At 43.4% G+C, this 24,364-nt stretch carries 18 protein-coding genes; 13 read left to right on the top strand and 5 right to left on the bottom strand.

From position 1 onward, the window contains the following. Nucleotides 1–173 precede the first annotated feature (173 nt). Nucleotides 174–2,555: a phosphoketolase family protein gene (locus RMY27_RS07290; protein ID WP_322661789.1), complete on the bottom strand. Its 2,382-nt coding sequence runs from the start codon at nucleotides 2,553–2,555 to the stop codon at nucleotides 174–176. Nucleotides 2,556–2,700: 145 nt separating this feature from the next. Here RMY27_RS07290 and RMY27_RS07295 point away from each other — a divergent pair, with 145 nt between their 5' ends. Beyond that, complete coding sequence (locus tag RMY27_RS07295) at nucleotides 2,701–3,201, top strand: GNAT family N-acetyltransferase (RefSeq protein ID WP_322661791.1); 501 nt, start codon at nucleotides 2,701–2,703, stop codon at nucleotides 3,199–3,201. Between the two features lie 15 nt (nucleotides 3,202–3,216). Here RMY27_RS07295 and rimM read toward each other — a convergent pair whose 3' ends face one another. Then, nucleotides 3,217–3,783 carry a ribosome maturation factor RimM gene (gene rimM / locus RMY27_RS07300; protein ID WP_322661793.1) on the bottom strand — a complete coding sequence of 189 codons (567 nt, stop codon included), beginning with the start codon at nucleotides 3,781–3,783 and terminating at the stop codon, nucleotides 3,217–3,219. Between the two features lie 143 nt (nucleotides 3,784–3,926). Beyond that, nucleotides 3,927–5,210 carry a valine--pyruvate transaminase gene (locus tag RMY27_RS07305; protein WP_322661795.1) on the bottom strand — a complete coding sequence of 428 codons (1,284 nt, stop codon included), beginning with the start codon at nucleotides 5,208–5,210 and terminating at the stop codon, nucleotides 3,927–3,929. 353 nt (nucleotides 5,211–5,563) lie between these two features. On the opposite strand from RMY27_RS07305, the gene RMY27_RS07310 reads away from it, so the two are divergent. The 5 genes from RMY27_RS07310 to RMY27_RS07330 all read left to right on the top strand — a co-directional run bounded on the left by RMY27_RS07310 (nucleotide 5,564) and on the right by RMY27_RS07330 (nucleotide 15,799). Then, on the top strand, nucleotides 5,564–6,673 hold the full coding sequence (locus RMY27_RS07310) for an S-(hydroxymethyl)glutathione dehydrogenase/class III alcohol dehydrogenase (RefSeq protein ID WP_322661797.1): 1,110 nt from the start codon (nucleotides 5,564–5,566) through the stop codon (nucleotides 6,671–6,673). 121 nt (nucleotides 6,674–6,794) lie between these two features. Next, entirely contained in the window at nucleotides 6,795–8,213 is a 1,419-nt protein-coding gene (locus RMY27_RS07315) for a DUF3370 domain-containing protein (RefSeq protein ID WP_322661798.1), read from the top strand. 72 nt (nucleotides 8,214–8,285) lie between these two features. After that, entirely contained in the window at nucleotides 8,286–8,669 is a 384-nt protein-coding gene (locus RMY27_RS07320) for a VOC family protein (RefSeq protein ID WP_322661799.1), read from the top strand. A gap of 31 nt (nucleotides 8,670–8,700) precedes the next feature. After that, nucleotides 8,701–9,582, top strand: a complete 882-nt coding sequence (ylqF, locus tag RMY27_RS07325) for a ribosome biogenesis GTPase YlqF (protein WP_194042602.1) — start codon at nucleotides 8,701–8,703, stop codon at nucleotides 9,580–9,582. A gap of 265 nt (nucleotides 9,583–9,847) precedes the next feature. Continuing rightward, nucleotides 9,848–15,799 (top strand): AAA family ATPase, encoded by a 5,952-nt coding sequence (locus RMY27_RS07330; RefSeq protein WP_322661801.1) that lies wholly within the window; start codon nucleotides 9,848–9,850, stop codon nucleotides 15,797–15,799. 74 nt (nucleotides 15,800–15,873) lie between these two features. Here RMY27_RS07330 and ctpA read toward each other — a convergent pair whose 3' ends face one another. Then, a complete protein-coding gene (ctpA, locus tag RMY27_RS07335; RefSeq protein ID WP_322661803.1) occupies nucleotides 15,874–17,118 on the bottom strand; it encodes a carboxyl-terminal processing protease CtpA in 1,245 nt (414 codons plus the stop codon). Between the two features lie 407 nt (nucleotides 17,119–17,525). Here ctpA and petB point away from each other — a divergent pair, with 407 nt between their 5' ends. From petB to RMY27_RS07365, 6 genes are all read left to right on the top strand, one after another. After that, nucleotides 17,526–18,173, top strand: coding sequence for a cytochrome b6 (petB, locus tag RMY27_RS07340; protein WP_179064867.1), 648 nt, complete (start codon nucleotides 17,526–17,528; stop codon nucleotides 18,171–18,173). A 254-nt stretch (nucleotides 18,174–18,427) separates the two neighbouring features. Then, complete coding sequence (gene petD / locus RMY27_RS07345) at nucleotides 18,428–18,910, top strand: cytochrome b6-f complex subunit IV (RefSeq protein WP_181930359.1); 483 nt, start codon at nucleotides 18,428–18,430, stop codon at nucleotides 18,908–18,910. Between the two features lie 659 nt (nucleotides 18,911–19,569). After that, nucleotides 19,570–20,013: an anti-sigma regulatory factor gene (locus RMY27_RS07350; protein WP_322661806.1), complete on the top strand. Its 444-nt coding sequence runs from the start codon at nucleotides 19,570–19,572 to the stop codon at nucleotides 20,011–20,013. 519 nt (nucleotides 20,014–20,532) lie between these two features. Beyond that, nucleotides 20,533–21,522, top strand: a complete 990-nt coding sequence (locus RMY27_RS07355) for a GDP-mannose 4,6-dehydratase (RefSeq protein ID WP_322661808.1) — start codon at nucleotides 20,533–20,535, stop codon at nucleotides 21,520–21,522. 10 nt (nucleotides 21,523–21,532) lie between these two features. Beyond that, a complete protein-coding gene (locus RMY27_RS07360) occupies nucleotides 21,533–22,714 on the top strand; it encodes a glycosyltransferase (protein ID WP_322661810.1) in 1,182 nt (393 codons plus the stop codon). 84 nt (nucleotides 22,715–22,798) lie between these two features. Beyond that, nucleotides 22,799–23,170, top strand: a complete 372-nt coding sequence (locus RMY27_RS07365) for a hypothetical protein (RefSeq protein WP_322661812.1) — start codon at nucleotides 22,799–22,801, stop codon at nucleotides 23,168–23,170. Nucleotides 23,171–23,216: 46 nt separating this feature from the next. Here the strand turns inward: RMY27_RS07365 and RMY27_RS07370 are convergent, their stop codons facing one another. Then, nucleotides 23,217–23,648, bottom strand: a complete 432-nt coding sequence (locus RMY27_RS07370; RefSeq protein WP_322661814.1) for a hypothetical protein — start codon at nucleotides 23,646–23,648, stop codon at nucleotides 23,217–23,219. Nucleotides 23,649–23,946: 298 nt separating this feature from the next. Here RMY27_RS07370 and RMY27_RS07375 point away from each other — a divergent pair, with 298 nt between their 5' ends. Beyond that, the gene (locus RMY27_RS07375) at nucleotides 23,947–24,285 is read left to right on the top strand and encodes a hypothetical protein (protein ID WP_322661816.1); all 339 of its coding nucleotides are present in this window, start codon (nucleotides 23,947–23,949) and stop codon (nucleotides 24,283–24,285) included. Nucleotides 24,286–24,364 lie beyond the last annotated feature (79 nt).

Consider the following 24,364-nt stretch of genomic DNA (forward strand, 5'->3'; position numbering starts at 1 on the left):
CTAGATGCGATAGCGGCATGATTTTCGACCCTTTTTTATGGTGGGCTGTACTTAGTACCGTAAGAGGTTGTTTGAAAAGTAGTTAGCTGTGATTTTAGGCACTTGTTGATCCCTCCTAACCCCCCTTAAAAAGGGGGGAACCGGAATTAAAGCCTCTGTATCCTCATTCCCTTTTAATAGGGCCACTTCCAATCACGGATTTCCGGCATATCGTCGCCGTACTTCTCAATGTAATGTTTGTGTTCGATCAGCTTATCTTGCAACTGCTGTTTGACATAAGCTGCCCTATACCCTAGTTTTGGTACGCGATCGATTACGTCCATCACTAGATGGAAGCGATCTAGCTCGTTAAGTACAACCATATCAAAGGGAGTGGTGGTGGTTCCTTCTTCCTTGTAGCCACGCACATGCAACTGATCGTGATTAGTGTGGCGATAGGTTAAGCGATGAATCAACCAAGGATAGCCATGAAAGGCAAAGATAATGTGTTTATCGGTGGTGAAAATCGTGTCAAAGTCTTTTTCGCTCAAACCGTGCGGATGTTCGCTTTTTGGCTGTAGTGTCATCAAATCAACTACGTTCACTACCCGCACCTTTAACTCAGGGAAATGCTGACGCAGAATGTCCACAGCCGCTAAAGTTTCTAAGGTGGGAATATCCCCAGCACAAGCCATCACTACATCTGGTTCACCGTCTTGGTCGTTACTTGCCCATTCCCAAATACCGATGCCTTTGGTGCAGTGCTTGATAGCAGCATCCATATTTAGGTATTGCAATGCTGGTTGCTTTCCGGCAACAATGACGTTGACATAGTTGCGGCTTCTTAAACAATGGTCAGTTACCGATAGCAGAGTGTTGGCATCGGGGGGCAAATACACGCGAACGATTTCTGCTTTTTTGTTGATTACATGGTCAATAAAACCGGGGTCTTGGTGAGAGAAACCGTTGTGGTCTTGTCGCCAAACGTGGGAGGTAAGTAGATAATTGAGGGAAGCAATTGGTTTGCGCCAGGGAATATCTCTAGTCGTTTTCAACCATTTGGCGTGCTGGTTGAACATTGAGTCAATGATGTGGATAAATGCCTCGTAGCAGGAGAAGAACCCGTGGCGTCCTGTGAGGAGGTAGCCTTCTAACCATCCCTGACAATTAGTTTCGCTGAGAATTTCCATTACCCGACCATCGGGGGAAAGGTGGTCATCTTCCGGGAGGAGCTGGGCTGCCCAATCCCGGTCTGTGACTTCTAGCACAGCGCCTAAGCGATTTGATACCGTTTCATCGGGGCCGACGATGCGGAAGTTGCGGCTTTCTTGGTTAAGTTGCATAATATCCCGCAGGAATTTTCCGGCAACTTGGGTAGCTTCTGCGATCGCTTGCCCTGGCTTGAGAACATCTACAGCATACTTTTGAAAGTCCGGCATCTTCAGGTCGCATAGCAAAAGACCGCCGTTAGCGTGGGGATTGTCACCCATGCGTCGATGACCTTTGGGAGCTAGTTCTGCTAGTTCGGGAATTAGTGTACCGTTAGCATCGAAGAGTTCTTCTGGTTTGTAACTCTTCATCCAATCTTCTAGGAGTTTCAGATGTTCTGGCTGTTTGGCGATGTTGCCAAAAGGAACTTGGTGCGATCGCCAAAAACCTTCAGTTTTTTTGCCATCTACTTCTTTGGGCCCTGTCCAACCTTTGGGGGTTTTCAAAACAATCATTGGCCATTGGGGACGTTCAGTGAAACCATGTACGCGGGCTTCTCTTTGGATACTTTGAATTTCAGCGATCGCTATATCTAGAGTCGCCGCCATCTGCTGGTGTACATCTGCGGGATCGTCACCTTCAACAAAGTATGGCTTGTAGCCGTAGCCGACAAATAAGCTTTCTAATTCCTCATGACCGATCCGTGCCAATACTGTTGGATTAGCAATTTTATATCCATTCAAGTGGAGGATCGGCAGTACAGCCCCATCATGCACGGGGTTAAGAAACTTGTTGGAATGCCAGCTAGTTGCTAAAGCACCTGTTTCAGCTTCACCGTCACCTACAACAGCAGCAACAATTAAGTCAGGGTTATCAAAGGCAGCACCAAAAGCATGGACAAGGGCATAACCTAGTTCTCCCCCTTCATGAATGGAACCAGGAGTTTCCGGCGCAACGTGGCTAGGAATCCCACCAGGAAAAGAGAACTGTTTGAAGAGTTTCTGGATTCCTTCAGCATCCTGGGAGATGTTGTGATAATACTTAGTGTAAGTGCCTTCTAGGTAGGTGTTGGCTACTAGTCCAGGGCCACCATGACCAGGGCCAGCAATGTAGATTGTGTTGAGGTCATATTTTTTGATGACCCGATTCAGGTGAGCATAGATAAAGTTCAGCCCTGGTGTTGTTCCCCAGTGGCCTAAAAGCCTGGGTTTAACGTGTTCCAGCTTTAGCGGTTCTCTCAGTAGCGGATTGTCGAGTAGATATATCTGCCCAACCGAAAGATAGTTAGCTGCACGCCAGTAGGCGTTTATCTTGCGTAATTCTTCATCTGTTAAAGGCTTTGTTTGTGGAGGACTGGCTAATGTCATTTCGACGCTCCATTACACAAGGATTTTGGCGGTTTGATTCAGTATGTAATTTTACTTATTTTCACAATAATAGCCATCTAACTCATGATGAATTTTTCCAGTCTTTGTGAATAAAATACTCCTTAGTGTTAAAAGGCAATCGAACGTGGATTTATCGGTTCGGCAAGTTGAACTTAACGATGCTGAAGCTATTATCAGCATTTTGAACCCAATCATTGAAGCTGGAGTATACACAGCGTTTGATACCCCATTCACTGTAGAAGCTGAACGCGAATATATTTTAAACTTTCCAGTGCGTGGAGTATTCCACGTAGCTATCTGTGGTCATGAACAAAAGATTGTGGGATTTCAAAGTATGGAACCATTTGCTACTTACACCCATGCTTTCGATCATGTGGGAGTGCTAGGAACTTATGTAGCTTTGTCACATCGACGACAAAAAGTTGCTACAAGTTTATTTAATGCTACGTTTGAGGTTGCCCGTCAGCGAGGATATGAGAAACTATTCACTTTTATCCGTGCAGATAATATGGGGGCGCTAGCTACTTACCTTGACCAAGGTTTTTACATCATTGGTACAGCCAAAAGACAAGCCAAAATTAACAGGACATATATAGACGAAATCATCATTGAAAGATTTTTGTAAGTATGTCTAAACTTTCTAATTATTAATTTCCAATAATCCAGATGGCGGCGTAATTTCAATACGACCAGATTGTAAGTCTACCACTGGAGCGATCGCTTCCACAAATGGAATCAAAACAGTCTTCTGCTTTTTGTCAGTAGCAAATGATTCATGCAACTTTACTTCTAACAAATCATTGCCAGCCGGGATGATGTCTACCACCGTACCCACGAGTTCACCAGATGCTTGCATGAATACTTCCAAGCCAATCAAATCGAGGACATGATATTCATCTTCGCCTAATTGGGGGCGATCGCTTGCTGGCACCATTAACTTACAACCGCGCAACGCCTCCGCCTGATCGCAATTTTCCACACCAGCTAATTTGATGACATACAAGTTTTTGTTACTGATATAACGTCCTGTTAATAATTCGATTGGTTGCGGTTCTGTGTCACCTGAACGTAACAACCAACGTTTTCCTGGCACCTCAAATCTTTCGGGAAAGTCCGATACAGGATAAACCCGTAATTCTCCAGATAATCCTTGCGGGGCAACAATCTTACCAATTTCTAGCCAATTATCTGATTTGTCATTTGTCATTTGTCATTTGTCATTTGTCATTTGTCATTTGTCATTGGGCATTGGGAATTGGCATTGCTTAATTTCTCGCTTGTCTCCCTTGTCTCTCTTGTCTCACTCATCTCCCCACTCAGCACTCAGCACTCAGCACTCAGCACTCAAGACTAGGCAGTCACCGCCGCACCTTTATAAGCTTCTTCAGCTACTTTTGCTAAACGTTGCATAGCAGTGGCTATCTCTTCATCTGTACCTGTGAGGCTGATGCGGAAACATTGGTGCTTGTGCGCCCATTCTTCCTCTAAACCGGGGAAGAAGGTACTTCCAGGGACAATAATCACACCTACTTGCTTAACTAGCTGGTAAAATTCCCAGTCACTCATGGGTAAATCCTGTAGCCATAACCACGCAAAAATTGCTCCTTCACCGCGATGGAGATACCAAGGTAAATCCTTGGGCATCGCCTCTTCTAAGCTGGTTTCTAAAACGGTAAACTTATTTTGGTAAAAGGGACGGATGACAGTGTGAGAAATTTCCACTAAAGCGCCAGAATTGATTGCATAAGCTGCGATCGCTTGGCCGTAACGTGAAGAATGGAGACTCATATTTGCCTGAAAACACTCCAGCACTTCAATCCACTTTTCATCCCCAATGGCAATACCAATTCTTTCTCCTGGTAATCCAGCTTTCGATAAACTCATGCAGTGGAGAATGTTATCACCAAACACTGGTGTCATTTCAGTAAAGTTTAATGCTGGGAAGGGAGGCGCATAAGCCGAGTCAATTAACACGGGTAGATTGTAAGGCGCAGCTAGGGCAGCAATTTTTTTCACCTCATCATCGGTGAGGACGTTACCAGTAGGATTACAGGGGCGAGAGAAGAGGACACAACCAGTATTTTCTGTAATTGTAAGTTTACTAAAGTCGGGGCGATATTTAAATCGGTGGGCAGCTGCATCAATATCGAGAGTTGGTTTGTAGGCAGTTAAGGCTTTTGGAACTAAGCAGATACCGCCGTAACCTGTGTAGTCAGGGCTGAGGGGTAAAACGATTTGTTTTAACTCGCCGCTAGGGGTGTAGCCACCGAAGGTATTGGCAGCGTAGAAGTAGAGGGTTTGACTACCGGGGGTGATCAGGATATTGCGATCGCTCAAATTTAACCCGTAGCGTTTGTTAAAATCATTAGCGATCGCTTCAACAAATGGTGCATAACCCTGACTTGAACCGTAGCGACAAACTACCTCACCATATTCTGGGCTAGCCAAAAGTTGTGCAGTACAATCCCGCCATAATTGCTCTACTTCTGGCAAAATCAACGGATTACCAGCACTCAAATTAATAAACTGCTGCCCTGCACCCGCTCGTAATGTTTCGATAATATCCTTCATGATTGCTCTGACGCCAGTCAGGTTGGACATTTGAGCGCCAATTTGAGTTAGGGCAGGGTTCATAAGCTGTAACAAAATATATTAATTGAGGGGTGGACAAATTATTTGGGGTTTGCTGCTGACATCCAGTTTACATCGTTGCCAAAACAGCTGTTGCCGCCTTTAACCAATCTAGCTAGAGAATGATATTTTGACAAAGGTAATAAAATTTATCGTTATAGCCGCGATCGTGCTTAGTAAATACAATGAAGTAATACAAAAGTTTATCATGCGTTCAATGCCTGTGAGGAAACTGGGGAGTAAAAAAGAGAATAGAGTACAGGGTACAAATTATTCCCTATCACCTGTCACCTCTCTCCTAATCCCAATGCCTAATGACACATGACAAATGACAAAACTATATAGGAGCGCTGACATTGCAAGTTAAAGCAGCAGTAGCTTACAGCGCAGGTAAGCCGTTGACGATTGAAACCGTTCGACTATCGGGGCCACAAGTCGGCGAAGTGTTAGTTGAAGTGAAAGCAAGCGGGGTTTGTCATACCGACGCTTTTACCTTATCTGGTGACGACCCAGAAGGTTTGTTTCCGGCTATTTTGGGACATGAAGGTGCTGGTGTGGTGGTGGAAGTAGGCGCTGGTGTCACCAGTCTCAAGCCAGGAGATCATGTGATTCCCCTCTACACTCCCGAATGTCGCCAGTGCGAATATTGTCTGAGTTTCAAAACTAATCTCTGTCAAGCCATTCGCCTAACTCAAGGACGCGGTGTGATGCCCGATGGCACCAGTCGCTTTAGTATCGATGGGCAAATGATTCATCATTACATGGGTACATCCACTTTTGCTAACTATACGGTGCTGCCGGAAATCGCCTTGGCAAAAATTCGAGAAGACGCCCCCTTTGATAAGGTTTGTTATATTGGCTGCGGTGTTACTACTGGTATTGGTGCAGTTATCAATACTGCCAAGGTGGAACCTGGAGCAAATGTTGTAGTTTTTGGTTTGGGTGGTATTGGCTTAAATGTCATTCAAGGAGCGCGGATGGTAGGGGCGAATATGATTGTCGGGGTGGATATTAATCCCAACAAACGCGCCTTGGCAGAAAAGTTTGGCATGACGCACTTTGTCAATCCTCAAGAATTAGAAGGTGATTTAGTTCCCTATTTGGTTGATTTAACAAAAGGCGGTGCTGATTACAGCTTTGAATGTATTGGGAATGTTAAATTGATGCGTCAAGCATTAGAATGCTGCCACAAAGGTTGGGGAGTGAGCGTGATTATTGGTGTTGCTGGTGCTGGACAGGAAATCAGTACTCGTCCTTTTCAACTAGTAACTGGGCGCGTTTGGAAAGGTTCAGCATTCGGTGGTGCTAGAGGGCGTACAGATGTGCCAAAAATTGTTGATTGGTATATGGAAGGTAAGATAAATATTGATGATTTAATTACCCATGTAATGCCCATTGAGCGAATTAATGATGCTTTTGAATTAATGCACAAAGGTGAATCGATTCGCAGTGTGGTGATTTTCTAATTAGGAATTTGTAATTTGTACTTTTAGCTTCTTGCGATCGCATTCTCAGAAATCCCCTTCAAGGAACTTGTAGTAATAACTTCTGATCTTTGATACCACAGCTTTCTTGACGCTCAAATTTATGCTGGCTAAATTTCCATCACCTGTATTTACACTTCTATTAGGACTTGGCATAACTCAAACCTTTGGATGCACAACTCAAAAATATAATTCCGCGATCGCTCAAACTTCACCGAAGCCAGCGCCCCAAGTAATTGTGCAACCAGGAGAAGTTCGAGCCTTACCAGGCAAGTTGGATAAAATACCCGTTTTTAACAGCAATAGCCCAGAATGGATTAAAACTGAAGGTATTTTACTTTCTACCTTTCCTCCAAACGGTAAAAAAGTTTCAGCAGCGCATCTCAATTTTCCTTTTCAGGGACGCTTTGACTTATTCGCCCACCACTACAGCCACACTCCCAAGGATTTACAAACGCTATACCTAGGTGTGATTGTGCAGAACCCTGGTAAAAAACCTGTAACAGTAGATGTGTTACAAGCCGCGAGTTATTTGATGCAGGATGCGCCCTTTGTCACCTTACCCCCCTACATAGAAAATAACGATGGTAAGGCTTACTCAGGTCCAGGCGATCGCGCTGTTGGTGATGTACTCCGAGGTGTTCGACAAGCAGATTTTCCCGCAAAGCTGATAATTCCGCCAGGACAAAGCCGGATGTTGTTAAATCATCCGATTCCTGTACGAAATCTAGAAAAACCGGTGAATGGTCGCTCTAGCTTTATGCGCTTGCGTAGTAGCGATCGAGTTTATGCGGCAAGTTTAGCAATGTTTGCCAAGAAAAATTCTGATAATACAGAACGCCAACCCACTCTTGCAGAATGGCAAGCTTTACTAAATACCGGCAACTTTGCTGGGCCGCGAGATAAAACCCCGACTCCTCTAAATGCTACCAGTGGCGCACTCATCTATGGGCGTGTAGCTGGTGTGTCTAGTGGTTCCCAATGGCAAGCAAAGTTGGTAGATAATCCCCAAACCAAATATCTGACTATTCCCCAACCTGGCAAAGCTATTTCTTATGGTTTAGACACATTGCTTAGTGGTCGATTGGGCACTCAACAAATCCAAACGGCTAAAATGCTGGTACGTTATCCAGATACGGCTTATGAAGCACATGGCAATTATGGGGTGGAATATAAACTCACCTTACCTTTAAGCAATAATACCAAGCAAAACCAGACCGTGACTGTTACTTTAGAAACACCTTTGAAGGAAGATAAATTATCCCAAGGTGGTCTACGTTTTCGCAAACCATCCTTAGATTTTCCTTTTTTTCGTGGTACAGTGCGGCTACGCTACTTTGATGACCAAGGTCAACAAAAGACGCGCTACATACATCTATGGCACAGAACTGGTCAGGTGTTAGAACCAATGGTACAGCTTGTACTTCCACCTTCAACTCAGCGAATAGTACAGGTAGATGTGATTTATCCACCAGATTCGACACCGCCGCAAGTACTGAGTGTAAAAACTTTAGAAAAGTGAGAGTCTTTCTTGATTGGCGATCGCACTTCTTCAGCAAAAAAAATCAAATAACTTAAAGCGGGGGAGTGTCAAATGGTTTTTCAGTACACTAACGCATTTGTCACCATAGCATCGGTTAATTTTGAGAAGTTAGTGAATTTCTATACCAAATTGCTGGAGCAAAAGCCAGTTCCTTTGATTCCGAGTCTCTATGCTGAGTTTAATTTAGTTAGTATGCGATTAGGTATTTTTAAACCAAAAAACACAAACGAATCAGAATTTGAATCGAACGCCAAAAGTAAGATCAGTTTGTGTTTAGAGGTGAGTAACTTAGAAGATGCGATCGCTTACCTAACTACTTTGGGCTATCCTCCACCAGGAAATATTTCCATTGCTTCCCACGGCAGAGAAATATATGCTTATGACCCTGATGGCAATCGTCTGATTTTACATCAAGCCATAGTGAATGATAATTAATAAGTGATAATAATTTATTTGGTAATTAACTATGGCTATAACTCAAAACTATAGATTAAACCTGATTCAATGGTATCCAGGTCACATTGCGAAAGCTGAAAAGAAGCTCAAAGAACAGTTGAAGCGCGTAGATGTGGTGTTTGAGGTACGAGATGCTCGGATTCCCTTAGCAACTCACCATCCCCAAATAGGTGAGTGGGTAGAAGGTAAAAAACGAGTGTTGATACTTAACCGAGTAGATATGATTACACCACAAATGCGATCGCTATGGATCGATTGGTTTAAACGTCAAGGAGAAGTGCCTTATTTTACCAACGCTCAACATGGTAAAGGTATAGCAGAAGTAGCGCGGGCAGCGCAAGCCGCTGGGGTAGAACTCAATCAAAGAAGAAGCGATCGCGGGATGTTACCCCGTCCAGTGCGGGCTGTGGTGATTGGTTTTCCCAATGTCGGTAAATCAGCTTTAATTAACCGCCTGTTAGGAAAGCGAGTCGTGGAAAGTGCAGCTCGTCCTGGGGTAACTCGCCAACTACGCTGGGTGCGAATTTCTGAACATTTAGAATTGCTTGATGCTCCTGGTGTCATCCCTTTAAGATTAGAAGACCAAGACGCAGCCTTGAAATTAGCTATTTGTGATGATATCGGTGAAGCATCTTACGATAACCAACTAGTAGCAGCAGCCTTAGTGGATTTACTCAACTATTTAGAAGCTGTCGCAGGAGATTTATTACCAAAAAAACCATTACAGTCTCGCTACCAACTCGATTCAACATCAGACACCGGAGATACCTATTTACACGCCTTAGCAGAGCATCGTTACAAAGGTGATGTAGAGCGAGCAGCAAGGCAACTTTTAACAGATTTTCGCAAGGGGTTGTTGGGTGAAATGAGTTTAGAATTACCACCCAATTAAATCTAAATTCAAATAGTAAAAATTAGGAAACCTATTTGATTTTTAATAAGACTTACGCAACGATCAAAAACTCCTTGACGGAGTTCTGATGCTACTTTGGTAAATTATCAAAAAGCGATGGACATATCTTCTACATGAAGGTGCTTTGCATTCCTATTCTTTGCCTCCAGTGCCCCATACCCAATGTAACTTTTCTAATGGTTGTTACCCAATTTATGGTAGTGGGAATTATAACACTAGTATAAAGAAATTCTCGTAAAAACTTATGAGCGCAAAAGTTGATGGAACTTTAAGGATTGCTGGCTACCAAATTATCGAGCAACTTTATTCAGGTTCTCGCACTCAAGTGTATCGGGCAGTTAGAGAATGCGATCGCCTACCAGTTGTCATCAAGCTCTTAAAACGAGAATACCCAACTTTTACCGAATTAGTACAGTTTCGCAACCAATATGCGATCGCTAAAAACCTAAATATTCCCAGCATTATCAAACCCTACAGCCTGGAATCCCATCATAATGGCTATGCTCTAGTCATGGAAGACTTTGGTGGTGTTTCCCTGCGGCAATTTACTCAAGGAAAAACACTGACATTAGAGCAATTCTTACCCATTGCTCTGCAACTACTAGACACTTTACATCAGTTACATCAACAGCGCGTCATTCACAAAGACATCAAGCCAGTCAACATCTTGATTCACCCTGACACGAAACAAATCAAGCTGATTGATTTTAGTATTGCCTCGCTCTTACCACGAGAAACCCAAGAAATCCAAAGCCTCAATGGACTAGAGGGAACGCTAGCTTATCTGTCGCCAGAACAAACCGGACGGATGAACAGAGGCATTGACTACCGCAGTGACTTCTATTCTTTAGGTGTGACTTTCTTTGAACTACTAAGTGGAAAATTGCCCTTTGAGTCCCATGAACCGATGGAGTTAGTGCATTGCCACATTGCGAAACTTCCGCCCTCTCTCTGCGATTTCAACCCCGAATTGCCCTTGATGCTGGGCGAAATTGTCCGCAAACTGATGGCGAAAAACGCCGAAGACCGCTATCAAAGTGCGCTAGGACTTAAACATGACCTTATTACCTGCTTAGAACAGTGGCGAGAAACAGGCAAACACACCTGGTTTGATTTAGGACAGCGCGATATCAGCGATCGCTTTCTCATACCCGAAAAACTCTACGGGCGGGAATCGGAGGTAAAGACCTTATTAGAAGCATTTGGTTATGTGGCCAATGGTGGCTCTCAACTGATGCTAGTGGCAGGTTTTTCTGGTATTGGCAAAACCGCAGTCGTCAATGAAGTGCATAAACCGATTGTCCGCTGGAACGGCTACTTCATCAAAGGAAAATACGACCAGTTCAACCGCAACATTCCTCTGTCTGCTTTTGTACAAGCCTTTCGCGATCTGATGGGACAGTTGCTAAGGGAAAGCGATACTCAACTGGAGCAATGGCAAAGTAAGATTTTAGCGGCAGTTGGAGAGAACGGACAACTTCTGATCGAGGTGATTCCTGAACTGGAGCAGTTGATCGGCAAACAGCCTGCGATCGCTGAACTATCGGGCGGTGCCGCACAACACCGTTTCAATCTGCTGTTCCAGAAGTTTATTGAAGTCTTCACCACACCAGAGCATCCGTTAGTGATGTTTCTCGATGACTTGCAGTGGGCAGACTCAGCATCGCTCAATTTACTGAAGCTGTTGATGTCCCAGAGCAATGGCGGTTATCTATTCATTATTGGTGCATACCGCGATAACGAGGTGTTTGCAGCTCATCCACTCATGTTGATGCTAGATGAAATCAAAAAGGAATCTTCTTGCGTCAACACTCTAACTTTATTTCCGTTGAGTCAAGCAGATGTGAACCATTTAATCGCCGATTCGCTTAGTTGTGCAACTGAACAAGCATTGCCGTTGACAGAGTTAGTTTATCAAAAAGCCAAAGGCAATCCCTTTTTCACAACTCAGTTTTTGAAAGCGTTACATGAAGATGGGCTGATTAGCTTTGATTGGGAGGTTGGTTTTTGGCAGTGTGATGTAGCGCAAGTGCGTAGACGCGTAGCGGCTTGTCGGCAGACATCGCTTGCTCTGACTGATGATGTGGTGGAATTTATGGCACAACAACTTCAGAAATTGCCACCAAACACTCAAAATGTTTTAAAACTGGCAGCCTGTATCGGCAATCAGTTCGATTTGGCGACGTTAGCGATCGTTTCTGAACAATCCCAAATCGAAGCAGCTGCAAGTTTATGGAAAGCATTACAGGAAGGTCTGATTTTACCCCAAAGTGAAATTTATAAATTTTATGTTGGGGAAGAACATCAACTAATTGCCCAAAAAAATTCTGAGATTGTTGCATATAGATTTTTACATGACCGGGTGCAACAAGCGGCATACTCCCTAATTCCCGCCGATGAAAAACAAGCTGTTCACCTGAAGATTGGACAGTTACTCCTGAGTAACACCCCCGAAAGCAACTGGGAAGAACGCATTTTTGAAATCGTCAGTCAACTCAATGTTGCGGTTGACTCGATCGCCCAATCCGTAGAACGTCAAGAATTGGCGCAATTTAACCTGATGGCAAGTCGCAAGGCAAAAGCGGCGACTGCCTATGCTGCCGCCTGCAAATATGCCCAAATAGGCATTGGGTTACTCGCCCAAAACAGTTGGCAGCATCAGTATGAATTAACCCTAGCACTCCATCAAGTTGCCACAGAAGCCGCCTATCTGAGCGGTAATTTAGAGCAGATGGCAGCCTTTGCAAGCCTTGTCCTAAACCACGCCAAAACCCCATTAGATCAAATCAGCGTTTATGAGGTGAAGATTGAGGCATTCATCGCTCAGGGTCAATTTATCCAGGCGATCGCAGCGGCACTTGCCATTTTAAAGCAATTGGGAGTGGAACTGCCCGCAGTGCCCACCCAGGACGATGTGGCAACTGCCTTTAGTTCAGTCTCAGATGCGATTGGAGAGCGCTTACCTGCCGAGTTACTCAACCTCAGCCAAGCAAGGGATGCGAATATCCTGGCGGCGGCTCGAATTTTGACATCGGTAGCACCCGGCGCTTATGTGTCTGTGCCACTGCTGTATTTACTGGTAATTTTAAAAAAGGTTTATCTGTCTGTCGTGTATGGCAATGAGTCAACCTCGACTTTTAGCTATGCCTCTTATGGGATATTGATGTGTGGTGTGGTCGGAAACGTCGAATTAGGTTATGAATTCGGTCAGTTAGCCCTCGACCTACTTTCACGTTATCAAAATTCTGAATTGAAAGGGAAAACTTTATTACTAGTGTATTTGTACACAAGGCATTGGAAAATGCATTTGGGTGAGATATTAAATCCCTTGCAGATGACCTATTGTAGTTGTTTAGATGTAGGCGATTTGACTTTCGCGGCCTACTCTGCGTATAACTACGGTTTTTACTCCTATTTTGCTGGACAGAACTTAACGCAGCTGGAGTCGGAAGTTGCCGGATATTGTGAAGCGCTCAAGCACCTCAAGCAAAATTTAAGTCTGACTTATTCCCAGTTGATTCGACAAATTTTGCTCAATTTAATGGGCGATGCAAATAACGTGTTGGTGTTGAACGGTTCAGCCTACAACGAACAGCATCAACTTCCATTACATGAAGCAGCAGGCGATCGCACCGGATTAGCATTGCTGGGAATCAATAAACTGGTTGTGTCCTATCTGTTTTCAGACTTTGAACAAGCCGTAAAACAAGCTAGTCAGGGAAAACAGTATTTGGATGCTGTCCTTGCTTTCGTATATGTACCGATCTTTCATTTCTATGAGTCTTTAGCTCAAATAGCATACTTTGAGCGACTTTCAACCCCAGAACAGCAGCAAGCAAAGGAATGCATCGCTGCCAACCAAGAAAAACTCAAGTACTGGGCAACTCATGCCCCGATGAATTTCTTGCACAAGTTTCATCTAGTTGAAGCGGAACGAGAGCGAGTGCAAGGCAACAAAGCCGAGGCAATAAATTTGTTTGATCGCGCCATCACCGAAGCCAAAGAAAACCATTACATCCAAGAAGAAGCGCTGGCTAATGAACTGGCAGCTAAATTTTACCTTGACTGGGGTAAACAAGGGATTGCTCAATCATACATGACCGAAGCCTACTACTGCTATGCTCGCTGGGGTGCAAAAGCCAAGGTTGCCGACTTGGAAAAACGCTATCCCCAACTGCTCACCCCCATCCTCCAGCAAACCCGTTCCCCCTTCTCAACTAATGAAACAATCTTCTCATTAGGGAGTGTCACTTCCACTTCCAACAGTAGTAGCATCTCTGTTGGTTTAGATTTAGCTACCATTCTCAAAGCTTCCCAAACCCTTTCTGGGGAAATCGAACTCGAAAAACTGCTTTCAGCTTTGCTGCATATCGTCATTGAAAATACGGGAGCCGATAAGTGTGTATTCATGCTTTTGCAGTCAGATCGGTTGCTAGTTCAGGCTTTAGCACAGCTCTCCCTGAGCGGTGTCCAGAACCAACAGGCTGCCAACGTCGTCGATTTTTACTCGATGTTGCTCAACCCAGAGCCTGTTGAAGACTCTGTTGATGTGCCAGTTAGCTTAATTAATAACGTCAAACGCAACTTACAACCAGCAATAATTACTGATGCCACGGTGCATCCGCAACTACTCAATGACCCGTATATTCAGCAACAGCAACCCAAGAGTATCTTGTGCAGCCCAGTTTTGCATCAGGGTAAATTGCTGGGCGTATTGTACCTGGAAAATAATTTGGCAACCGGAGCCTTTACAAGCGATCGCGTCGAACTGCTGAACTTACTTTGTGCCCAAACCGCAATTTCTCTGGAAAATGCTCGGCTGTATGCCAGAGAGCAGGAAAAATCTCAGTTATTACAAGCATCACTAGAAGAATTGAAACAGGCTGAAGTATCTTTAGCCAAAGAACGAGAGTTCTTGAATGCCATTATTCACAATATTACCGATGGAATTGTTGTTTGTGATGCTAGTGGCAAATTGACTCTATTTAACAAAGCAACTCGTGAATTTCATGGTCTCCCAGTAGAATCATTACCAGCAGAACAATGGGCAGAACATTTTGATCTCTATCAACTTGATGGTCAAACACCCCTATCAAAAACGGAAATTCCTTTATTTCGCGCCTTGCAGGGAGAAATCGTCGAAAATGCCGAAATGGTAATTGCACCGAAGCATGGTTCTATGAGAATTTTGTTAGCCAGCGGACAAGCAATCTTCGATTCTTCGGGTAATAAACTCGGTGCAGTCGTTGTGATGCGAGATATTAGCGAAAGGGCGCGGCTTGAAGCCGAACGCAAAGTTGCTGAACTTGCCTTGCAGCAAAAATCACTTGACTTAGAACAAGCGCTCACCGGCCTGCAAAACGCCCAATTACAAATGGTGCAAAGTGAGAAAATGTCTGCACTAGGGAACTTGGTTGCTGGTGTTGCTCACGAAATGAATAATCCTCTCGGTTTTATTGCTGCCAGTCTCAAACAAGCTAAACCTACCATCGCTGATATTGTTGAACACTTAAAACTCTATCAATCAAGCTTGCCCAACGCAAGTGATGAAATCAAACACCATGCCGAAGAAATTGACTTGGATTATAGCTTAGAAGACTTGCCTAAGATGATTGATGCCATGTCGATGGCGTGCGATCGCCTGAAAAATATCAGCACCAGTTTGCGGACTTTCTCGCGTGCCGATAAAGACTATAAAGTACCGTTTAATATTCACCAAGGCATCGATAGCACGATTCTAATTTTAAAACATCGTCTCAAAGCTAACGAGCAACGTCCAGCAATTGAAGTGATAACTCAATACAGCACTTTGCCTCAAATTGAGTGTTTCCCTGGACAATTAAATCAAGTATTTATGAATATCTTAGCAAATGCCATTGATGCCTTAGAGGAATCGAATATTGGCAGAAGTTTTGCCGAAATTAAAGCAAATCCGAACTGCATTAAAATTACCACTACAGTAGCAACTAATTTAGTTCAAATTACAATCGCTGATAATGGTAAAGGTATGGAGGAAGAGGTAAAACAAAAAATATTTGACCATTTATTTACAACGAAAGCTGTTGGTAAAGGCACAGGATTAGGACTTGCGATCGCTCGTCAAATCATTGTAGAAAAACATAGCGGAGCGATCGCGGTGAATTCCCAACTTGGTGAAGGAACTGAATTTGTGATTCAGCTACCATTATCGGCATAACTAAGTCTTATTTGTTCCTTATGGGATCAGATGGAGTCTGAATCCCCACCTGATTTGTCTCCTTGTACCCTTCTTCAAGCTTTCCCCGCTACCACTGAGTTTTTCTTCAAAAGTTCCACAGCGGCTTGATATTGCAGATCCGCTTCAGTACCAATTTCTTCGCGGTTAATGGCTGGTTGGGAAATAACTTTATCCGGCTTAATACCTAATTTGTTAATATCCCGGTGTTCAGGAGTTTCATACTTAGCAATTGTCACTGCCAAGCCCGAACCATCTGATAATTCAAACAAGGATTGAATTAAACCCTTGCCAAAGGTAGTTTCGCCTACCAACTGGGCGCGGCCGTTATCTTGGAGTGCGCCAGCGAGAATTTCGCTAGCACTGGCAGTTCCTTGATTCACCAAAATCACCAAAGGATCGTTCGTCAGGGCCGGACCAAAGGCTTCAAAACTACCTTGAATACCTTGTCGGTTAACAGTGTAAACAATAGTGCCAGAATCTAACCAGAGACGGGCAATTTCAATTCCTGATTGCAATAATCCCCCAGGATTATTTCGTAAATCTAGAATGTAGGCAGCAGCGCCTTTTTTTTCTAGACTAGAAATAGCGTGTGCCAATTCCGTTGAAGCATTGGCATTAAATTGTGTAAGACGTAGGTAGCCAATGGGTGCGCCCTCAGCAGAAACACGCAAATCTGAAACCACAGGGTTAAGAGCAATGCGATCGCGTGTCAGTCTAATTTCCGTTTCTGCCTCTCCGTCCCGTTCGATTACGAGAGTCACAAGGCTGCCACTCGGCCCGCGCATTCTGGTAGCAGCTTCATCAAGGGTGAGATTTTCTGTGGAAACACCTTCAATTTTGAGAATGCGATCGCGTGGTCGAATCCCCGCTTTATCTGCCGGTGAACCGGCGATGGGAGCCACGACTTCCAACTTCCCATTCTCAGAATTCAAGGCAATTTGCAATCCTACTCCAGTCAGTTCCCCAGAAGTATTTACCTGCAAGCTGCGGTACTGTTCTGGATCTAAAAAGCGGGTAAAAGGATCGTCGAGACTCTTGAGCATCTTCCCAATTGCCTCATAACTGGCATTTGAGTCTGGCAGCGGCTTTTCCAGAACCTTTTGCCGCACAGCCGCCCAGTTTTGATGATTAAATGTCTCATCTAGATAAGTACGATTAACAATTCGCCAAACTTCCGAAACCAGCTTTTGTTCTCCAGTCAAAGCCAGCGATGGCTGAGTTAGCGTACCCAAGGCCAAGCAAACCGCCATTAACAATGAAAATCCAACCCGAAAGACTTGTTTATTCATGAACCCCATTATCAATTCCACCTCAACCCAAATTGCCTAGATAATGCCTACTTCCTCTGTTGTTTGATGAAATCTATCTCTCGATTATGTTACTTTTTTTATAGAAGTGGTGCATTTTTCTCATCAAGTTGTTCAGTCAACTGATGCATCGTATCCACTCACCAAAGGATAAAATCTACTTTGTGTCCACCATTTTGTGTGTAGGGGCGTAAAGAGATCGCAATATATTCCATCTTTACAGAGTGTAAAGTTTCTGAAGTCTCTTAGCACACTGAAAGCTGAAAAGCAAGAAAAAAACTACCCTTTACTAAAATCCCAAAATTGCTAATTGGGAGAGAAGTCTGAGCGAAGGCTTCTGCCGATTCAGAACTTCGGGATTTATCAACCGCAACCGACTTTTAGGAACTTGAGATTGTATGGCCAACGTTTACGACTGGTTTGAGGAACGCCTGGAGATTCAGGCACTCGCCGAAGACGTTACTAGCAAGTACGTCCCTCCCCACGTCAATATCTTTTACTGCCTGGGTGGAATTACCTTGGTTTGCTTTCTCATCCAGTTTGCTACTGGATTTGCCATGACGTTCTACTACAGGCCAACAGTTACTGAAGCTTTTTCCTCAGTCCAGTACATCATGACTGAAGTAAACTTCGGTTGGCTAATTCGCTCCATTCATCGCTGGTCTGCCAGCATGATGGTGTTGATGATGATTTTGCACGTCTTCCGGGTTTATCTCACTGGTGGTTTCAAAAAGCCCCGCGAATTGACTTGGGTAAGTGGTGTAATCCTAGCTGTGATCACCGTTTCCTTCGGAGTTACCGGCTATTCTCTACCTTGGGATCAAGTTGGCTACTGGGCTGTGAAAATCGTTAGCGGCGTACCAGAAGCAATTCCTGTGGTTGGAGTTCTGATTTCTGACCTGCTGCGCGGCGGTTCCAGTGTTGGTCAAGCAACACTAACTCGTTACTACAGCGCACACACATTTGTACTGCCTTGGTTGATTGCAGTATTCATGCTGTTTCACTTCTTGATGATCCGCAAGCAAGGTATTTCCGGGCCTTTGTAATCTCAGCTATTAGCGAAAGGCAACATTTGTTAGTTTTCAGATCGAGTTGTTTGTTTTAAACTTATGAAACACAAGAAATTAATTGCACATAAGTTCCAAAAAACAAATACTTGTATCTGAAGCCTCAAGCTATAGACAACTTCAGGCGGATGACTGTAGATATAGAAACGCTGTTTTCCGCCTTTTGGTTGCCTAGTAGCTGATAGCTTTCACAAATGCTTTAATTTAACTTAAGCAGGAGAGCACATTTAAAAATGTCAACACAAAAAAAACCTGACCTGAGCGATCCTCAGTTAAGAGCCAAACTCGCTAAAGGCATGGGTCACAACTACTATGGTGAACCCGCTTGGCCTAATGACTTACTTTACGTCTTTCCAATTGTGATCATGGGTTCCTTCGCTGCGATTGTGGCTCTAGCCGTGCTAGATCCCGCAATGACCGGTGAACCAGCAAATCCTTTCGCTACACCATTGGAAATTTTGCCAGAGTGGTACTTGTATCCAGTCTTCCAAATTTTGCGATCGCTTCCTAACAAACTTTTAGGAGTGTTAGCAATGGGTTCCGTACCAGTAGGGCTAATCCTCGTTCCCTTTATTGAGAACGTGAATAAGTTCCAAAACCCCTTCCGCCGTCCAGTTGCAACCACAGTATTCCTTGTTGGTACTCTTGTCACCGTGTGGCTAGGTATTGGTGCTGCTTTGCCATTGGATAAATCTTTGACCTTGGGACTATTCTAAATTAGTCACCACAAAGTGCTTTGACGCCTGTGAGTTTCAAGAGCAGATGCAGATAGATGTGCTTTTGAAAACAATCAACAGGCGTCAATTTTAACAGGAAAGAATTCAGGAGTCAGAAGCCAGAATGGGCTAAACCTTAGCTATCCGCTAACAGAATTTAATTCTGAATGATGAAAAAGCGGGTAACGCCACCCAAAGCAAATCCGCGCATCCTACGCAAAAGCAACTTACGCACAGCGTCTCGTAGATAGCGCCTGAATAAACGGGTTTAATTCATACACTAAATATGCTTTTTTAGTGGTCAACAAGATAGTTTTGGGTCTTTAGCAAGATCCCGCAGGGTATCCTCACTGATTGCATTCTGAATTCTCTATTCTGAATTCTTCTTCAATAGTTCAGATTGCATCTGGGATTTGAAGTTTTGGATGGAAAAGCTATTCCAAAATCTCAAATCATCAAAAGTCAACAAATACAAACATTTCTTACTTACTTAACGTAAGTTGCTAGTTACAACCCTCAGAATGCCAAAATCATTCATGTTTTGTATTTTGGTACATAGAATATGTCAATTTAGATTTTTTTATGTCAGAGAAATTTTGCGAACAGCGCAGAATTTAATAACTAGCAACTTGGGTTTACTTATATTCAACTCACAGTTAATGCTTAGTATAGTGCAGCAAGACCATCTGACGGTTAAGAGCGAACTCAGGCTCTTAAACCAGGTGCAAGAATGGTTTGAGCAATTTTGTCTGCAACACTTGTCTCAACTTGGCTGGTCAAAAACCCAACTCGATCGCCTCAATTTAGCATTAGCAGAAGGCTTTACCAACGCTGTTCGTCACGCTCATCATGCGTTACCCCCAGAAACAATCATTGAAATTAACGTTTATCTGTGGATTGACCGACTAGAGATTAGAATTTGGGATTACGGAAAACCTTTCAATCCTGATGCGATCGCAGAGCCAGCCCCAGGTACTCTGCAAGTAGGTGGGTATGGATGGTTTCTCCTCCGGCGGTTGGCTGACAAGGTTGTATACGAACGTGGTGCGGATGGTAGAAATTGCCTGCTCATTGTCAAATACTCTGTAGAAGCACAAAAGTAACAGTGAAATAGTCAAGGCTAAAGGAAGGAGAGAATAATTCTGATGTCAGTTTTGGCTTGTGAGGAGAGTGGACTGTAGGGAAGGAGTATCCACAAAAAACGAGGGCTTTTCTTCTCTACAATACTCTCTTGTACTTAGGAGTCAAACAAATAAAACTTCTCATATAGTCGTTACCAAGCTAATCAAGACTTTGCCAAAAGTGGAGCTACACACTTTTAAACAGAAGCAGTTTTTGCTGAAATACATAGTTATTTGATTGATAAAAGTATACTCTTTTTTCAGTATTCTTTAAATTGGAGAAATATATTTTTTATGTGAAATTGCCTACTCATTATGATTTTTTTGTAAAATCTTAAGTAGGTTTTTGTATAAAAATAATTAATGAATATAGTAAAAATAGCATTCGAGCTATACTAGCTCCCTTGTTAAGATTTGTCAGCAGTGTTGAGAGTCTTGATGTTTGTTCTCCAACAAGTGCCATTTTGTGCTTAAAGAGATAGACAGAATAAGGGACAAAATATGACTAAGACAGCCCTAATCACAGGAATTACTGGTCAAGATGGCTACTATCTCAGCCATTTGCTCCTCAACCGTGGTTATCGAGTTGTCGGCTTAGTACCCCCACATCGACAACCTAATTTGACAAAACTGGGAATACTGGCAAATCAGGTAGAAATTTTTACGGTTGACTTGAGGGATAGTGCGGCACTGTTGACCGCTGTTGAACAATTGCGTCCCCAAGAAATTTATAATTTGGCGGCTCCCAGTTTTGTACCCGACTCCTGGAACGATCCATTGGGAACCCTGGATTTAATAACTGGTACAGCTACTAGGCTCTTGGAAGCAGTACGAAAAGTTGGTTTGTCTACTAGATTTTATCAAGCCAGCAGTTCAGAAATGTTTGGCGATGTATTCCTCTCGCCTCAAGATGAGGAAACCGCTTTTCGTCCAAAAAATCCTTATGCTGCGGCTAAAATGCACGCCCACTGGACGATGGTGCATCATAGACAGCGCTATGGACTATTTGCCTGTAGCGGAATTTTATATAATCACGAGTCTCCTCTACGCCCACCTCAGTTTGTCACACGCAAAGTTTCTTTGGCGGCTGCATCAATTAAATTGGGTTTAACTGACACCTTAGAAATGGGTAATCTTGATGCAAAACGTGATTGGGGCTTTGCAGGTGATTATGTAGAAGCAATGTGGCTAATGTTGCAAATTGATGAACCAGAAGAATATGTGATTGGCACTGGTAAACTACACAGTGTGAGAGATTTAGTTGCCACAGCCTTTGAGTCTGTCGGCTTGGATTGGAAGCACCATGTAGTCTTAAATACTAGCCTGTTGCGACAAGATGAGCATTTTCAACTAGTAGCTAACCCCAGTAAAGCTAAAAGAAACCTCGGCTGGGAACCCCAAGTAAGCTTTGAGGAACTTTTAGAAAAAATGGTAAAAACAGATTTAGAGCGGTTACAAAGCGGTGCAATCGCGCCCTTACCGCAAGTGTAAATAATTTAAGATGCAAATCACTACAGTGACAAAAAACCTGAATTTAGGTGATAAAGTTAACAAAACAACTAACCATGTCTTCGTGTTTTTAGAAATTTTTGCTCACGAAGGTGGTATTCAATCCTATATAAAAGATATTTTTCGCGCCTATTTGGGATTGGGCCAAGACTACAAGGCAGAAGTCTTTTTGCTGCGAGATAGTGCTGATAGCTTAAATCCGTTTGAAGACGAGAACTTAAAATTTCATTATTTTAAAAATCAGTCTCCCTATTTGGGGAGATTGCAAATGGCAGCGGCTTTACTGAAATGTTTGTTGCAGAGCCGTCCGCAGCAGGTTTTCTGCGGTCACATTAACTTAGCAGTATTAATCCAAACACTTTGCCAGCCTTTGGGGATTCCTTACACCGTGCTAACTTACGGCAAAGAAGTCTGGGAACCGTTGAAAAATCAAGAACGTCGCGCCCTGACATCAGCAGCGGGAATTTGGACAATTAGTCGCTACAGCCGCGATCGCGCTTGTGTTGCCAATAGTCTAAACCCGAAAATGGTACAGATGATGCCTTGTGCAATTGATGCGGATAAATTTACTCCTGGTTTCAAACAACCAGAATTAGTCCAGAAGTATGGCTTAACTGGCGCGAAAGTGTTAATGACAGTAGCGCGGTTATGGTCAGGAGATATTTACAAAGGTGTAGATGTCACGATTCGGGCTTTACCACAAATCGCTAAAGTTTTCCCAGAAGTGAAATATTTAGTCATTGGCCGCGGCGATGACCAACCGCGATTAGCGCAGCTAGCAGAAGATTTAGGTGTGAGCGATCGCGTTGTCTTTGCTGGTTTCGTTGCCACAGAACAATTAATGGAACATTACCGCCTTGCTGATGCCTATATTATGCCTTCACAAGAAGGCTTTGGCATAGTTTATCTAGAAGCAATGGCTTGTGGAGTGCCGGTGTTATCTGGTGACGATGATGGTTCCGCTGACCCCTTGCAGGATGGTAAACTGGGATGGCGGGTTCCACACCGCAATCCTGATGCTGTAGCAGCAGCTTGTATAGAAATGCTTCAAGGGGATGACCAGCGATGTGATGGGGAGTGGCTGCGAGAACAGGCGATCGCTCTATTTGGCATCAATGCCTTCCAACAGCACTTAGAAAAAATGCTGCTATCCTCAGTAATAAAGTCCATTTGAGTCCAAATGACAAACGATCAATGACTCATAACTAATGACTAAAATCGCTATCCTAGAAGGAGAGCAGGAAAAAATTTATTAAAAATGAGCTTTAAGTCATTTCAATTGAATCTTTTAAATCTCCGCCCTTGGCTTACCCTGCTGGCAGTTATTTGGTTGCTAGCATCAGTGGGCTTGGGTTGGTTAGTTAATTCATTGCTAATTATTTTCGGGTTGCTGTTGTTGGCACCGATTGCGGCTTTTTTTGGCTTTCGTTGGTGGCTGCAACGCAACTTGGTTGCCGATCAATGTCCTGTCTGTAGATATGAATTTACAGGTTTAAATAACAGTCAGTTGCAATGTCCTAACTGTAACGAGTTGCTGTTAGTACAAAATAGTCATTTTCAGCGCTTCACACCAGAAGGCACAATTGATGTCACTGCTGTTGAAGTTCCAGCCAAATCGCTGGAAGAATAGTCAAGGATCGTTAGTCATTAGCAAAACATAAGCAAAAAATTAATGACTATTTATTTTTTTGCGAGATTGAAAGGTTGTAAGTAAACTGTTGCTGGGATAGTTCGCCCACATACAGCGAGTATTTTCCTGGCTGCCAATAACCAGAAAGTTCTGACTTACCTCCAGAGTAACTATCTGCTAGTACGCAAAAGCGCCCCCCAGGCCCGTCGATCAGCAGTGTTGGCTTTCCTTGGCTCTCTACTGTTAATCGCAAATAAGGTAATGACTCTGTAACTTGGATAACTTGATTAGGCTCAGTGGTAATATTGCCACAATTACTTTTGACACTTCCTCCAGATTTTCCATTCAAAATCAATGGATCGGGTTGGGAATTTCGATTAATTTGGATTGTTGGTGTCTGTGCCAAATTAGCTTCAGTGAAAACCAGACTCATCGCCAAAGCCGTGGGAATAATTGCAAGTAGCCTAAGGGTTTTCATTTTAATTAATGCCCCAGATTTTTTTAGAGCAATATTGTTAGACAGTCTGATTTATATAGACGACAACAATCCGTCTTGGTTCCAAAAGCTGCTGTATAAAGCAATACTAGTCAATTAAAGATTATTTGTGAAGATTTGATAGGTGTCTTTAGAGACGTTGCATTGCAACGTCTCTAGAATTGATGTTTGTAAGGTCTTGCACGCACAGAGATTAGCTAAAATCACTAAGACAACCACCAAAAATAGAATTTAATTGGTCTATTGTTGAATAAGTATGCTAATGAGGTAGGAAAGATTAATGAATCCTCAACCAGAAGAAGACTTACAGCGTCGTCTCGATAAGCTAGAGGCAGAGATTAATTCCCCGCCTGGGGTAGTTTCACAAGAAAAAAAACAAACGTCTCAGTCTGTTTTTGCCAGCTTTAACTTGCAACTAGAGCGATTTCAGATTTGGTTCAACAGCTTATCTGGTATGAAAAAGCTGATAGTTTCGGGTGTAACGGTGCTAGTAGGCTTGGCGATACTGCAAGCAGTGTTTAAACTAGTTGCATCTGTAATCAGTCTGGCACTTTTGGCAGTGTTAGTGTATGTTGGATACAAATTTTTTGTGTCTGGTAGCTTTCAACGTAAGCAATAAGTTGATATGCATTTACTTTGCACTCTGCCCGGAGTTATGAGAGTCAGGAGCTGGAATAAAAACCGCTTCTGACTTATAG

The organism is Nostoc sp. DedQUE09 (genome assembly GCF_034530915.1).
Taxonomy (GTDB): domain Bacteria; phylum Cyanobacteriota; class Cyanobacteriia; order Cyanobacteriales; family Nostocaceae; genus Nostoc.

Excerpts from the sequence above, each read along its gene's own strand:
- RMY27_RS07290 (WP_322661789.1), bottom strand. The coding sequence starts at position 2,555 with ATGACATTAGCCAGTCCTCCACAAACAAAGCCTTTAACAGATGAAGAA.
- rimM (WP_322661793.1), bottom strand. The coding sequence starts at position 3,783 with ATGACAAATGACAAATCAGATAATTGGCTAGAAATTGGTAAGATTGTT.
- RMY27_RS07305 (WP_322661795.1), bottom strand. The coding sequence starts at position 5,210 with ATGAACCCTGCCCTAACTCAAATTGGCGCTCAAATGTCCAACCTGACT.
- RMY27_RS07315 (WP_322661798.1), top strand. The coding sequence starts at position 6,795 with ATGCTGGCTAAATTTCCATCACCTGTATTTACACTTCTATTAGGACTT.
- RMY27_RS07320 (WP_322661799.1), top strand. The coding sequence starts at position 8,286 with ATGGTTTTTCAGTACACTAACGCATTTGTCACCATAGCATCGGTTAAT.
- ylqF (WP_194042602.1), top strand. The coding sequence starts at position 8,701 with ATGGCTATAACTCAAAACTATAGATTAAACCTGATTCAATGGTATCCA.
- RMY27_RS07330 (WP_322661801.1), top strand. The coding sequence starts at position 9,848 with ATGAGCGCAAAAGTTGATGGAACTTTAAGGATTGCTGGCTACCAAATT.
- ctpA (WP_322661803.1), bottom strand. The coding sequence starts at position 17,118 with ATGGGGTTCATGAATAAACAAGTCTTTCGGGTTGGATTTTCATTGTTA.
- petB (WP_179064867.1), top strand. The coding sequence starts at position 17,526 with ATGGCCAACGTTTACGACTGGTTTGAGGAACGCCTGGAGATTCAGGCA.
- petD (WP_181930359.1), top strand. The coding sequence starts at position 18,428 with ATGTCAACACAAAAAAAACCTGACCTGAGCGATCCTCAGTTAAGAGCC.
- RMY27_RS07350 (WP_322661806.1), top strand. The coding sequence starts at position 19,570 with ATGCTTAGTATAGTGCAGCAAGACCATCTGACGGTTAAGAGCGAACTC.
- RMY27_RS07355 (WP_322661808.1), top strand. The coding sequence starts at position 20,533 with ATGACTAAGACAGCCCTAATCACAGGAATTACTGGTCAAGATGGCTAC.
- RMY27_RS07360 (WP_322661810.1), top strand. The coding sequence starts at position 21,533 with ATGCAAATCACTACAGTGACAAAAAACCTGAATTTAGGTGATAAAGTT.
- RMY27_RS07365 (WP_322661812.1), top strand. The coding sequence starts at position 22,799 with ATGAGCTTTAAGTCATTTCAATTGAATCTTTTAAATCTCCGCCCTTGG.
- RMY27_RS07370 (WP_322661814.1), bottom strand. The coding sequence starts at position 23,648 with ATGAAAACCCTTAGGCTACTTGCAATTATTCCCACGGCTTTGGCGATG.
- RMY27_RS07375 (WP_322661816.1), top strand. The coding sequence starts at position 23,947 with ATGAATCCTCAACCAGAAGAAGACTTACAGCGTCGTCTCGATAAGCTA.